Origin of the sequence: Luteolibacter luteus, from assembly GCF_012913485.1 — a bacterium.
In the GTDB taxonomy this organism is placed as follows: Bacteria; Verrucomicrobiota; Verrucomicrobiia; order Verrucomicrobiales; family Akkermansiaceae; genus Haloferula; species Haloferula lutea.
Window position 1 is genome coordinate 3,825,689 of the sequence record NZ_CP051774.1, and the last position, 12,030, is coordinate 3,837,718.

The 12,030-nt window shown below is 60.3% G+C and carries 11 protein-coding genes; 5 read left to right on the forward strand and 6 right to left on the reverse strand.

From position 1 onward, the window contains the following. The first annotated feature begins 27 nt into the window (after positions 1 to 27). Positions 28 to 1,632, forward strand: a complete 1,605-nt coding sequence (locus HHL09_RS15815; RefSeq protein ID WP_169455590.1) for an esterase/lipase family protein — start codon at positions 28 to 30, stop codon at positions 1,630 to 1,632. Between the two features lie 50 nt (positions 1,633 to 1,682). After that, positions 1,683 to 2,477, forward strand: a complete 795-nt coding sequence (gene thiD, locus HHL09_RS15820; RefSeq protein ID WP_169455591.1) for a bifunctional hydroxymethylpyrimidine kinase/phosphomethylpyrimidine kinase — start codon at positions 1,683 to 1,685, stop codon at positions 2,475 to 2,477. 6 nt (positions 2,478 to 2,483) lie between these two features. Here thiD and HHL09_RS15825 read toward each other — a convergent pair whose 3' ends face one another. Genes HHL09_RS15825 through HHL09_RS15835 form a run of 3 tightly spaced genes read right to left on the reverse strand, consistent with a single transcriptional unit; the run spans position 2,484 to position 5,556 of the window. Further along, positions 2,484 to 3,161, reverse strand: coding sequence for a response regulator transcription factor (locus HHL09_RS15825; RefSeq protein ID WP_169455592.1), 678 nt, complete (start codon positions 3,159 to 3,161; stop codon positions 2,484 to 2,486). Further along, on the reverse strand, positions 3,158 to 4,738 hold the full coding sequence (locus HHL09_RS15830) for a sensor histidine kinase (protein ID WP_169455593.1): 1,581 nt from the start codon (positions 4,736 to 4,738) through the stop codon (positions 3,158 to 3,160). The genes HHL09_RS15825 and HHL09_RS15830 overlap by 4 nt, the downstream gene beginning before the upstream one ends. Next, a complete protein-coding gene (locus HHL09_RS15835; RefSeq protein ID WP_169455594.1) occupies positions 4,735 to 5,556 on the reverse strand; it encodes a hypothetical protein in 822 nt (273 codons plus the stop codon). The genes HHL09_RS15830 and HHL09_RS15835 overlap by 4 nt, the downstream gene beginning before the upstream one ends. A gap of 164 nt (positions 5,557 to 5,720) precedes the next feature. Between HHL09_RS15835 and HHL09_RS15840 the strand changes: the two genes are divergently transcribed. Beyond that, positions 5,721 to 7,445 carry a hypothetical protein gene (locus tag HHL09_RS15840; protein WP_169455595.1) on the forward strand — a complete coding sequence of 575 codons (1,725 nt, stop codon included), beginning with the start codon at positions 5,721 to 5,723 and terminating at the stop codon, positions 7,443 to 7,445. Positions 7,446 to 7,502: 57 nt separating this feature from the next. Beyond that, on the forward strand, positions 7,503 to 8,198 hold the full coding sequence (locus HHL09_RS15845) for an EF-hand domain-containing protein (protein ID WP_169455596.1): 696 nt from the start codon (positions 7,503 to 7,505) through the stop codon (positions 8,196 to 8,198). 17 nt (positions 8,199 to 8,215) lie between these two features. Here the strand turns inward: HHL09_RS15845 and HHL09_RS15850 are convergent, their stop codons facing one another. Then, entirely contained in the window at positions 8,216 to 8,656 is a 441-nt protein-coding gene (locus HHL09_RS15850) for a pyridoxamine 5'-phosphate oxidase family protein (RefSeq protein ID WP_169455597.1), read from the reverse strand. 95 nt (positions 8,657 to 8,751) lie between these two features. Between HHL09_RS15850 and HHL09_RS15855 the strand changes: the two genes are divergently transcribed. Beyond that, a complete protein-coding gene (locus tag HHL09_RS15855) occupies positions 8,752 to 9,216 on the forward strand; it encodes a hypothetical protein (protein WP_169455598.1) in 465 nt (154 codons plus the stop codon). Between the two features lie 7 nt (positions 9,217 to 9,223). On the opposite strand, the gene HHL09_RS15860 is transcribed toward HHL09_RS15855, so the two are convergent. Then, positions 9,224 to 10,228: a D-2-hydroxyacid dehydrogenase gene (locus tag HHL09_RS15860; protein ID WP_169455599.1), complete on the reverse strand. Its 1,005-nt coding sequence runs from the start codon at positions 10,226 to 10,228 to the stop codon at positions 9,224 to 9,226. Positions 10,229 to 10,271: 43 nt separating this feature from the next. Next, complete coding sequence (locus HHL09_RS15865; RefSeq protein ID WP_169455600.1) at positions 10,272 to 11,993, reverse strand: ABC transporter ATP-binding protein/permease; 1,722 nt, start codon at positions 11,991 to 11,993, stop codon at positions 10,272 to 10,274. Between the last annotated feature and the right edge of the window lie 37 nt (positions 11,994 to 12,030).

A 12,030-nucleotide genomic window follows, 5' to 3' on the forward strand; every position in this document is an offset into this window, starting at 1 on the left:
ATCCTCGCATCCCTTTCTTCCGACGGCATGAGGTTCCTTCCCATCCTCGCTGCAAGCTCCGCGCTGGTGCTCTGCCAGTGCGGCACCCCGTCACCTCCTCGATGCTCCATCCTGCCGCGCGAGTCGCGGGGTGAGTCAAAGGTCCATCTTGAGCAGGCGCGCCAGGCTTGGGTCTCCCTCGGGTCCGGGATCTCCGGTGCGGAACGGGATGCGGCATTGCTTTCTTATAACCACGCCTTGGCCAGGCTGGTGGACCGCCTCCATTGCGGAAAAGGCAGCGTGCATGAGAAGGCCGCCGCGATGGGAACGACAATCGACGAGACCCACTCCTTGGGAGCGGGCATTCGCGTTGCGGACCTCGATGCATTGGTGCCGGCGTCGTCGGTATCCACGAAGGATGTCGGCGAGCGTCACGTCGTAACCGGACTGGGTGTTCCGTTGGTAGGCTGGAAGAAGACGGCGGAGGAAGGGAAGCCGCGCTGGGAATTCGAGCCGCCCACCGGAATCCCGCTCAATCTGACCGCCGTGCTGCGCTTTCCTGCGGGCAAGCAGCCGGAGTGGTCCTTTGTCTATCCGGGCAGGGCGAAGACCGTGAAGGTCGGAGCCAAGGAGATGACCATGGCGGCGGACTGGTCCGCTCCTGCCGCGCTTTACTGGCACATGTCGGATCTGGACGACTTGGATCTGGAGAAGGTTTTCCTGCCGAGTCGCTTCAGCGAGGAAACTTCACTCTACGTCGTCGCCCCCTACGACCCGAAGCGTATTCCGCTTGTGCTGGTGCACGGGTTGAACTCGAGCCCGGGTACTTTCAAGAAGCTCTACAATGAGCTGAATCGCGAGCCATGGTTCCGAGATCATTATCAGGTCTGGGTCTACAGTTACCCCACCGGTAACAACTGGCTCTACAGCGCCGCGCGTTTTCGCCAGGAAATGAAGAAAGCGGATGACTACGCGCGTCGCCACGGCCCCACCGACCAATGGGAGCGGATGGTGATCGTTGCGCACTCGATGGGCGGAGTGATCACGCATGCCTCGCTGAAGAAGCCAGGGGAGGCGATGTACAATGCCTTCGACAAGCGGCCGCTGGATCAGATCAGCACCAACAAGAAAACGCGGGAGGCGATCCAGATCCTGACGATGTACGAGCCGCTACAGCCTCCGGACCGCGTGGTATTCCTCGCGGCACCGCATCAGGGCTCACCGTCGGCGGACCGCTTTTTCTCGGCGCTCTTGCGCCGTTTGATCCGCCTTCCAAAAACTCTTACCGTCAATCTGGTGGACTTCACGCTGAATGACCTGTCGAGCCTGGCGACTTCCGGCCAGAGTTCGTCCAAGGGTTGGTTCACCAGCATCGGGTCTCTTTCCCCCTCTTATCCCGCTTATCAGGCGCTCAAGGAGGTTCCCTTCCGCGAAGGGCTGAAAGAGCACTCGATCATCGGTGACCGCGGCCGGGGAGATACTCCAGATAGCTCGGATGGCATCGTGCCGTACTGGTCCTCCCATCTCGACGGCGTGGAGAGCGAGAAGATCGTTCCCTTCGGACATAGTGTCCAAGCTTGCCCGGAATGCGGTCAGGAAGTGAAGCGCATCCTGGAGCTGCATCTGGGCGAGAAGGCGAAGCGCGCGCGCTGATTTGCGCTTTGCGCTTTTGCCTCCCCTCCACCTGTGCCTAACCTCGCGGGATGACTTCCTCCCCTCCTGTTGCACTTACGATCGCCGGTTCCGATTGCTCGGCGGGGGCAGGCTTGCAGGCGGATTTGAAGACCTTCCAGCACTTCGGCATCTTCGGTCTCACCACGGTTACTTGCGTGGTCGCGGAGACGCCGCAGATCGTGCGTTCCGTTCATGCAGTACCGCCTGCGATCCTCCAGGATCAATTGCGGGTGTTGCTTGAGGCTTTCCCGATCGCCGCGATCAAGACCGGGATGTTATTCTCGAAGGCACACATCGTTGCGGTAACGGAGTTGCTTTCGAACTACCCGCACATCCCGCTGGTGATCGATCCGGTGATGATCGCTTCCACCGGGGATCCGCTTTTGGAAGACAATGCCATCGCCGCTTATCGCGACCGGCTCTTTCCCTTGGCCACGGTGATCACGCCGAACCTTGACGAAGCGGAGGTGCTCTGGGGAGCTCCAGTGAGGGATGAGACGACGATGGGGCGTGCCGCGTCCGAGCTTTCCGCCCGTCATGGATGCTCGGTCCTCCTGAAAGGCGGTCATCTCGGCGAGCCGGAATGTGCGGACCTGCTATGGCAGGGCGGGCTGCCCACTTGGTTCCGTGCTCCTCGCATCGAAGGCGCGGCTTCGCATGGAACCGGCTGCACCTTGTCCGCCGCCATTGCTTCGGGCTTGGCGATGGGCCGGGACCTTCACGATGCCGTGGCGGGCGCGAAAGACTATCTGGGGAAAACCTTGGAGACTTCGCTGGGTTGGAATGGGATCGCCGCGCTGAATCAAGGCACGGTTCCCTGGTAGGCATCTCTAACCCGGAAAGCGATACCCCGTCCCGCGCACCGTCGCGATGATCGCAGGTTGCGAAGGATCTGCTTCCACCTTCTTCCGCAGCATCAGCACATGCTGGTCCAGCGTCCGGGAATCCGGGAAGTATTCGAGTCCCCAGCATACATCCAGAAAGGTATCCCGGCTCACCGGCCTGCCTGCATTCTTGTGGAGCAGCTCAAGCATCGCGATTTCCCGGCGGCTGAGCTCGATCTCTTTCCCTGAGCGTTCTGCCGTCAGTGCCTCCGGATGCACCGTGAGATCCCCCATCTGGAACCCGCCGCCCTTGCCGCCGGAAGAGTGGGTCCGGCGCAGCGCGGCGCGGATCCGGGCGATCACTTCGGCACGCGTGAAAGGCTTCCGGATGAAGTCATCCGCACCGAGATTCAAGCCGACCACCACGTCCACCTCCTCGCTTTTCGCGGACAGGAAGAGAATGGGCACGCTGCTATCTTTTGCCCGCACCCTTCGGCATACCTCGAAGCCATCCATCTCCGGCATCATGATGTCCAGACATAGCAACTGGGGATGATGCTTGGCCCAAAGCTCCAGCGCCTGTCGTCCGTCTTCGGCGGCCAAGGCCGTGAAGCCCTCGTCCTCGATGCACGCGGTCAGCGCCTCGCGGGTGAGGGGATCGTCTTCGGCAAGCAGGATGGTCATGCGACAGAAGAGTTGTCTTGGGTAATCACGCTAAGAGCAGGAGTGGCGGGTAGCACGAGTTCGAAGCGGCAACCTTTGTCTGATGACACCAGCAACAAGTCGCCGCCCATGCGTCGCGCGAGATCACGGGCGATTGCGAGTCCGAGGCCGGTGCCGCTCGCGCCTTCGCTCACCCCGCGGTGCACGCGTTCGAAAGCTTCGAAGACCCGCTCGCTCTGATCGGCTGGAATTCCCGGGCCCCGGTCGCTGACCCGAAGGTGAAGCTGTTCGCCAAGCATGCTGGTTTCGATGCCCATCCAGCCGCCGCTGCTCGCATACTTCTCCACGTTGTTGATCAGGTTTCCGACGATCTGGGAAAGGGCATCGGGATCGAGCCGCGTTCGTTCGCTCGCACCGCGCTGCCATTCGACCCGTACCTGGCGGCGATCAAGCGATGGCTGGAATTGAGCGAGGATGCCCTCCACCACCTCGTCGGGAGTGCAGGCGATTGAGCGCAGCTCCAAGGTCCGCCTCTCTCCCCGGGAAAAGGTCAGCACGTTCGAGACGAGGCGACCCAAGCGCTGGACTTCCTCGTGCACCAGAGAGAGCCGGCGCCGCGACTCCGCCGGTCGATCTTCGAGGGCCCGTCGTGCGAGATCCAAATTGAGAAGGATATTGGTAAGCGGGGTGCCAAGCTCGTGAGATACCCGGTTCACGAAAGACACCCGTTCCTCCGCGAGCCTCAACGCCCGCTTCTGCTGGGCATGGAGATAGATCCCTGCCAAGGAGAGCACGAAGGCAATGCATGCCGCCGAAGCCAGGACCGTGGGATCATGCTGGGAGCGGATCTTCAGCTTGTCCCAGGCAAGAACTTCCCATTCACCAAGGTTGGTCCGGTGTGGGAGTACCAGCGCTGCAGGTCCGGCCTGCGTTTCGGGTGGTGCCTCGAGCCATGGCCGTCCACTTGGACCTTGGATTGAGACAAGTTCCCCCGCTTCGCTCAGCGGGGAAAAGGGTACCTTCATCCACGTGGAGCAATGAGCTTCGAGGCAGCGGTCGAGTTCTTCCTGATCGATCACAAAGGCGACCAGGTACAGCTCGCTGCTTCTGAACCAATACACCCGGTGGCTGGAATCCGGACCGGCAAGCCAACCTTTCCCGGGCGTGTTCCCTTCGAGAATCTCCTTCGGAATGACAACCGCCCGTTTGGGGCTTACCCGCCCGGCTTCGCTTTCGGTGAGGACTTGGGGAATCCGCGACGACTCACCAATCGCCGGCTTCTTCCCGTCGGCTTCATACCGTTTGCCCTCGGGACCAAAGACGAGCAGTTTTCGTATCCCCACGGTATTTTCACAGTGCGGGGATAGTTGGTTGGCGCTCCGTCGAAACGCATACGCCGCGAGTTCGTCCAAGTGTTGGAGATACAGCGCGTCCAAACGGTCGAGTTCCTCACGGAAGGAGGCGGTGAAATCGAAAAGTCGACCCCGGTCGGCGGGAACACGTTCCTCCGTGGTGCGCCGCGCCATCCGCTCGCCGCCCCAGAGCATCAGGACGGCGACGGCAAGCATGGGCACCAACGTGAACCAGACGGCCTTCATCGGGGAACTTTGATGATCTTTGCGGTGATGAAAGTGAACCAGACCTTCTTCGCCGAGTCAGCATCGAGTTTCGAGGCCGGAGGGCGGCTCAGGGTGCCGACCATCATGGGAATCCCGGTATGAAGGGTCAGGGCCGTCATCACGCGTTGGGACTCGAAAACGGGCATCTCCGTTTCCGAGGAGCCCTGTCCAAATTTGCTTCTATCCACCAAATGGACGGTGTCAGGAGCGAACCGGAGATCGATGATTTTACCACTGCCACCGATGGTCGGCTCGATCTCGAGGGTGAAACCCGTGTTCCGGGTTTCGAAGGAAGAAGGCAGGGCGGGGGCTTGCGATTCCGGTTTTGGAATCGGCGCGGGAGTGGTGGTCGGCTGTCCCCCGGTCTTCTCTCCGTCCTTTGGAGCGGGAACCGGATCGGGCTTGTTCCGGTGGATAAATTCCGTCGGGTAGATCTGCTCGGAGATCGTCTCCATCATCGCCTTTTCCCCGGACCGGGCGCAGAGCATCGCGAACTGTTCCTGGGTTACCGTCCCAGCTTCGGTGCGCTTCACCAACTCTGCGTAGAGAGCGGCATCCGGAAGACCTTCCCTGCGGAGCGTCGCTGCATCCGCCAGGGGCAGCGAGAAGGACTCGTAGCAAAGTGAAACATAAGCAGGAAGATCGGCTTCCTCGTCTTCTGCTTCGACCCCGGCGACCGGATTGTTATTCCGGACGAAAGGATCGACGGCTTGGGCTGCGGCTACGAGGTTCTGAGCCGTTGCGAGGGATCCGCTCGCCAGAAGAGCGGCCGACAGGAAACGCAGATGGATTTTCATGACTCTGGCAGCCTGCCATTTCCCCCGTCGTCCCCGGGTCAAATCCATGTCAAAAATTAACTCACCCCTTCTTCCTGGGATGTTCGCGACCCGGGGTTTGCGACGATCCTGTCAGATTCACGTCCTTCCCCCTGCTTTCATGTGACGCGTACGTTGCAGGGATCATGTCTCCGGGGATCTTTCTCATCGACGCGATCGGACCCTTCTTTCGCGGGTATGAGCGCCGTCGGATCAATTGGTCCAAGATTCCTTTCACCCATTTGGCCACCGAAGGCGAAGCGCGCCAGCTTCAATGGGAGCGGATCCGGGAGGACATGCGGACCTTTGCGCGGGAGGTAGCTGCGTCCGGCTACAACTCGGTGACCTTGGATGACTTGGCTCATCTCGCTCCCCATTCCTTGCACGAGCCGGAGACGGCCGCGCGGATCGCGGTCTTCCGGGAAGAGTTTTCCCGGATCTTCTCCATCGTCCGGGAGGCGGGGCTCCAGATTTTCGTTACCTCCGACGTCCTGCCGGTGACCCCGGCGGTGGACGCGGCGATTGGTAATCACCGGGAGCGGTTGGAGGAATTTTACCGCGGCTTGGTGGATGATTTCCTCCGGGATTTCCCCGAAGTCACCGGCCTCGTCTTACGGATTGGCGAGAGTGACGGGGTGGACGTGAAAGATCCGATCCGGACGCGTCTTCACGTTCGCAGTGCCACGGAAACCAACCGCCTTCTGCAAAATCTCCTGCCCGTCTTTGAGAAGCACGACCGAACCCTGATCCTGCGGACTTGGACGGTGGGGGCCCACCGGGTGGGTGACCTTATTTGGCACCGGAGAACCTTGGCTGAGGCGCTCAGGGGAATTGATTCCCCGCAGTTCATCCTCTCGATGAAATACGGGGAGAGCGATTTCTTCCGCTATCTCCCGCTGAACCGCGCCTTCTTCCGCACGCCGCATCGGAAGCTCGTGGAACTCCAAGCACGACGGGAGTACGAGGGAGCGGGAGAATTTCCCAGCTTCATCGGCTGGGACTGCGAGCAGTATGCCCGCGAGCTACAGGGAGATGCCAATCTTGCCGGCATCTCCGTGTGGTGCCAGACCGGGGGGTGGCACCGCTTTCGGCGCCTTGCTTTCCTCGAAAATGACGACCGCGATTTTTGGCTCCGCCTCAATACGATTGTGGCGCTGAGGATTTTCCGCGATCGCGAATCGGTGGAGGATGCCGTGGCCGGCCTTGTCGGAACGGCGAAGGCTCCCGCGGTGCTGGAACTGCTGCGTCACGCGGAGACCGTGGTGAAGGAACTCCACTACATCGGTGATTTCGCGACGCAGAAGCTCTTTTTCCGCCGCGTCCGGATTCCCCCTCTTCTCCATGTTTACTGGGACTGCCTTTTCATCAACCACGCAGTGAGAAAGGTGCTTCGTCACTTCGTGAGAGATCCGGAACGGGCGCTTCGGGAGGGAGAAGCGGCCTACGCGCTATTCCCGCGGATGGTTGAATTGGCCCGCAGTTCCGGTCTTCCGGTCGCGGACATCGAGCACTGGAGGGACTTCTGCCATCTGGTCCGGTTGGCGCGGCGCTACTATTTCCTGCCTTTCGATCCGGCCTTGGGTGAACGCATCCGCGCATCGAAAAAGGCTTACAAGAAGGCTTGGCCGAGCGAGCGCAGACAGCGCTACCGGATCAAGGTCTCCTTCGAGCCCTTCAAGGTGAAGCGCCAGACGCTGGGCTGGCTCTCGACCCTGTTGCTCCGTCGTCAGCGCGGCTACCGTCTGATCGACCACGTCTTCACGCTGAATCTCCTCGGCTTCATCTTCCGGCTTTTCCGCCCGGGGAAGAGCAAGGCGGTGCCGAAATTCCTGCGGAAGTCAGCGATGGGGGTGGATGCCCTTTTCCGATAGTTGGGGCACTTGGATTAACTTGCTTCTAACTCAAATTCGTTTTCAGATGACGGCGACATGAGTTCTCTCCGTGTTCTTTTCTTCGCCCTGCCCGTGGCGCTCGGATTCATCCAGCCGGCGGCAGCGAAGCAGCGGGCCTTCTCCTTGCTCGATAAGGACGCGGACGGGTTCATCGATCCGGTTGAGTTCGCCGGGAACGCCAAGGGCCGTGCGTGGAACAAGGCCATGTCCAATTTCGAAAAGCGGGACGCCGATGATGACGGTCTCCTTTCCTCCTCAGAATATGGGCCGACCAAGTCCAACGGCGGAGGCCTCTACCACGTGCCAGGAGAGCAGGAAGCAATTCCCCTGAAGTGGACCACGGGTGTGAATTTCATCTGGCAGGACGGAACCGCTTCCAGGAAGGAGCGCAGATCCTTCAAATCAACGCTGAAGAAGGCCGCACCTGCCCAGCGCGAAGAACTCCAGGCTTATTGGGATGCCGTGGAGGCGGCGGTGCTTGAAGCCGGGGCCGACGGGGCCATTGGCGCGATTGCAGAGGTGTGGGGACAGATCGATCCGGAAGCTGCCGCGGAGTGGATCTCGTCCATTCTCCATGATATCCCCGAGTACGAGGATTGGATCATAGGAATTGTCAGCGGTTGGCCGGGATATGATCCCGATGCAACCGCCGAGTGGCTGGCCGGCATCTTGGATGGCCTTCCGCTTTCCGGGATTCCAGTGCGTCCCGAGCCTCCGTCCCGAGAACCCTGAGACGCGCCTCAGAAGGGTTAGGGGACCTCGTGATATGCCAGGGCCCATTCGCGCATGTAGCGGACCCGCGAGGGATCGATCCGGTAGACGATAAGTTCCGGATTGTCCGGAGTGCCAAGGTAGGATCGTAGCAGCGGGTTCTTTTCCCAGATCGCCGCGAGCAACGCGGCATCGCTTTCGATGGATGCCATCCCGGTGATCCGCACCTGGTGGTGGTGATCGTCCAGATAGCAGAGTTCCACCTTGGGATTGGCCGCGATCTCGCCGGTCTTGTGGTAGCCGCGCAGGTTCGCGATCCAGATTGTGAATCGTTCCGTCTTCACCGGGGAGACCGGCCGCAACCGTGGCTGCCCGGCATCATCGCTGGCGAGCATCGGAAACTTGGCAGACTTCATCGTGGCCATCGCCAGTTCGAGAAGCTGTGCGGGATCGACGGGCTCGGGTTTGGGTTGTGCCATCGTTCCCTGAAGATCCACGGGAAGGACGGATTGCCAATCCGATTCCGGCGGGAAGTGAACTTGCCTTGCGCCCAAGGTGCTGATTGGATGTTCAGGTGAAAAAGTTCCTCCCTTTGATCGCTTTGGTCGCGACCTTGAACGCTGGAGAACGTCCGGCGCTCTATCCTTTCGATGTCACCCTTGGTGGCACGAAGGCCGAAATGAAAGCAGGCAATGAACTCTTCGCGGAAGTTTCGAAGCCTGTTGCTGCCGACGCGGTGCTCTCGATCGAGAAGCAAGTGCCGATGCTTATCATCAACGCGTTTCCTTGCGGAGACGATGGTTCCATCGAAGAAGATCAGCCGGCTGCCGTCATCTTCGCGCAAAACGTGAAGGAGGTGAAGCTCGACGCCACCATGGACAAGAACAAGCTGAAGCCCGGCAGCTACCTCGCGAATGTCGTGGCGGACGACAAGACCTCGCGGATCGTCTTTGTCGTCGCTGCCCCGGACACGAAGCCAGCGGTGGATTTTTCGAAGGTGCTGGGATTCCTCAAGAAGAAGACCCAGGGCGACAAGTGAGGTGATCTCAATAGCCGCGGGTAGGATCCGTGGCGTTCTTAAGAGGAAGGCCCCGGGCGAAGCGTCGGAGGTTGTCGTGGATCAGTTCGTTCTGGCGTGCTGGCCGGTCGCCGGAAACCCCAGCGATGTGAGGCGTGATGATGACATTCTTCATGCTCCGAAGCGGGCTGTCGGCGGGAAGCGGCTCGGGATCGACGACGTCCAATCCCGCGCCGGCGAGCTTCTTGTCTTGCAGTGCCTTTACCAATGCCGCGGTGTCCACGACTTTCCCGCGTGAAACGTTGATGAAGTAGGCTCCATCCTTCATCGCTGCGAATTGGGGCGCGGCGATCATGTGCTCGCTTGCAGGCGTATGCGGGACGCAGTTCACTACCACGTCCGCCTTCGGCAAAAGCTCGTTCAATTCATCGGGACGCCCGCAGTAGTCCAGTGTCTGGGTAAGTGGAATGTCTTTCTCATCGACGGCCATGACCTTCATCCCGAAGGCACGGGCTCGCTCGGCTACTTGGGTGCCGATGCCGCCGAAGCCGACCACGAGCATTGTGCGACCCCGGAGTTCGGTGAGAGGCATTGCGGTGGGCCCGCTCTTTGGCCAGGCTCCTTCCTCTTGCGCCTTTTGATATTCCGCCATGTTTCGCGTCAAATGGAGCAGCAGTGCGAAAGCATGGTCGGCGATCTCGGGTCCCTGGTAGATCTTCAGATTGGTTACTGTGATCTTGCCATCCTTGAAGCGTGGAAGGTGCGTGTACTTTTCAATGCCCGCACTATAGACGTGCACCCAGCGGAGCTTTTCCCCGGCTTTCATCACTGCTTCGTCGGGCGTGCCAATGAAAGCCTCCGTTCCGGACACCTTCCCGGCGGCGTCGCCCAGTGACTTGTAGAAATCGAATTTCAGCGATGGAAACTCTTTCGAAAGAGACTCGGCCTCCTGTCTCATCCACTCCGGTGCGAGAACCGATTGTGCGCAGGCCGCACCATGAAGAAGGGTGAAGACGAGGACGGCGTATTTCATGATCCGCCCTATACGGGAGAGCTGATGCCGATGAAACAGCAAATCAGGTCTTCTCCAGATCCTTCGTCTCGGTGAGCTTCCATTTGCCATCCTTGCCCATCTTCAGAAGCCAGTCGTGATGCTTCAGCAACGTGGAGCGATGACCGACGCTGACGAAGGTGTAGTGATGCTTCCTTAAGAACTTGTAGAGCCGCTCTTCATTCGGTTCATCCAGAGCGCTGGTCGATTCGTCGAGGAAAGCGATGGCGGGCTTCTTCAAAATCAGGCGGGCGAACGAAAGCCGTTGCTGCTCCCCGAGGGAAAGCATGTTCGCCCAGTCTGCCGGGCGATCGAAGTCGCCATCAACGCGGTCGGAGAGTTCGGGGAGATTCACCGTATCAAGGATCTCCTGCATGTCCTCGCCTTCCATCTTGCGGGTGGCCTCCGGATAATCCAGTTGCGCGCGCAGGCTGCCGGGGACCATGTAAGGCCGCTGTGGCAGGAACATCATGCTGCGATAGGGCGGGCGTCCGATCTTGCCTTCCCCGGAACTCCAGAGGCCGGCGATGGTGCGGAGCAGGGAGCTCTTGCCGGCACCGCTCTCGCCCATGATCAGCAGGCTCTTGCCAGGAGGGAGCCGGAAGTTCAGGTCCCGCAGGAGTTCGCGGTTCCCATCCGGCGTGGCTACGGTGAGATTTTCCAGCGAGATCGTGCGTTCATCCTCACTGATCTCGATATGCTCCGCGTTCTCCGCCTCGAGGTCGTCCTCCACGTCTCGTTCGTCGAGGAATTCCCACAGCGAGCCGAGACGCGTGACACCTGCGGCGAACGCGCTGAGCCGCTCGAACTGGGTGATGAAGAGCGAAATGGCGGCGAGGAAGGTGGCGAAGGCTCCGGTGGCTTGGGCGATCTTTCCAAACTCCACCTCCCCTCGCAGGAACATCGGGGCCACGATCATGAGCGGCAGGATCAGAGCGAGTGAATTGTAGCCTGTCGTGAAGAAAGCAAGGTTCCGGTTCCAGCGGATCAGGACCAGCATGTTCCCCACCACGCCGCCGAGGCGAGCACGCAGGTCCCGCAACTCGCGACGCTCTCCACGGTAGAAGGCGATCGATTCCGAATTGTCCCGCACCCGGACCAGCCCGTAGCGGAGATTCGCTTCGCGCTCGTATTGCAGGTAATTCAGGCCGATGAGGCGCTTCCCGATCAAGAATGCAGCCAGGGTGCCAAACACAGCATAGCCCACCAAGACGCCAACCAAGGTGACCGAGATCGACCAGAGGACACCGGCATAGCCGATGATTTGGATCACCGAATTGATCACGATCAACGAGAAGGATAACGAGGTGATGGTGAAATTCTTCGCGTCTTCCGACATCCGCTGATCGGGGTTGTCGATTTCCTCGTGTCCCTGCAGCCGGTAGTAGGCGCGGTTGTAGAAATACCGCAGCATCAGGGTGCGGGCGAGGAAGTCCCGCCAGTTTAGCGCGAGGCGCTCCTCCACGTATCGGTAGTAGGCAGCGAGTGGAACGGTTGCGGCAAAAGTGCCCAGGTAGATCCATAGGCCCCGCTGGAAAGCCGGGGCATTCTGCTTCTCCAAAGCGGTCATCACATCGCTCATCACGAAGCCCGACCAGATCCCCACCCCCGTGACTGCCACCGAGAGGATGATGAGCGCGCTCAGCTGGGCCCAAGCCTTTCCCCAAGTGCGACCGAAGAAATAAGGTCGGATCAGCCGCCACAATTGCAGCCAGACGTGGCGGGTGAACTTGGGAGCCTGATCCATGAATCGCGACTCACCATTTCAACCCGAAACGGCCACT

Coding starts and splice junctions, on each gene's coding strand:
- HHL09_RS15815 (WP_169455590.1), top strand. CDS start 28: ATGAGGTTCCTTCCCATCCTCGCTGCAAGCTCCGCGCTGGTGCTCTGC.
- thiD (WP_169455591.1), top strand. CDS start 1,683: ATGACTTCCTCCCCTCCTGTTGCACTTACGATCGCCGGTTCCGATTGC.
- HHL09_RS15825 (WP_169455592.1), bottom strand. CDS start 3,161: ATGACCATCCTGCTTGCCGAAGACGATCCCCTCACCCGCGAGGCGCTG.
- HHL09_RS15830 (WP_169455593.1), bottom strand. CDS start 4,738: ATGAAGGCCGTCTGGTTCACGTTGGTGCCCATGCTTGCCGTCGCCGTC.
- HHL09_RS15835 (WP_169455594.1), bottom strand. CDS start 5,556: ATGAAAATCCATCTGCGTTTCCTGTCGGCCGCTCTTCTGGCGAGCGGA.
- HHL09_RS15840 (WP_169455595.1), top strand. CDS start 5,721: ATGTCTCCGGGGATCTTTCTCATCGACGCGATCGGACCCTTCTTTCGC.
- HHL09_RS15845 (WP_169455596.1), top strand. CDS start 7,503: ATGAGTTCTCTCCGTGTTCTTTTCTTCGCCCTGCCCGTGGCGCTCGGA.
- HHL09_RS15850 (WP_169455597.1), bottom strand. CDS start 8,656: ATGGCACAACCCAAACCCGAGCCCGTCGATCCCGCACAGCTTCTCGAA.
- HHL09_RS15860 (WP_169455599.1), bottom strand. CDS start 10,228: ATGAAATACGCCGTCCTCGTCTTCACCCTTCTTCATGGTGCGGCCTGC.
- HHL09_RS15865 (WP_169455600.1), bottom strand. CDS start 11,993: ATGGATCAGGCTCCCAAGTTCACCCGCCACGTCTGGCTGCAATTGTGG.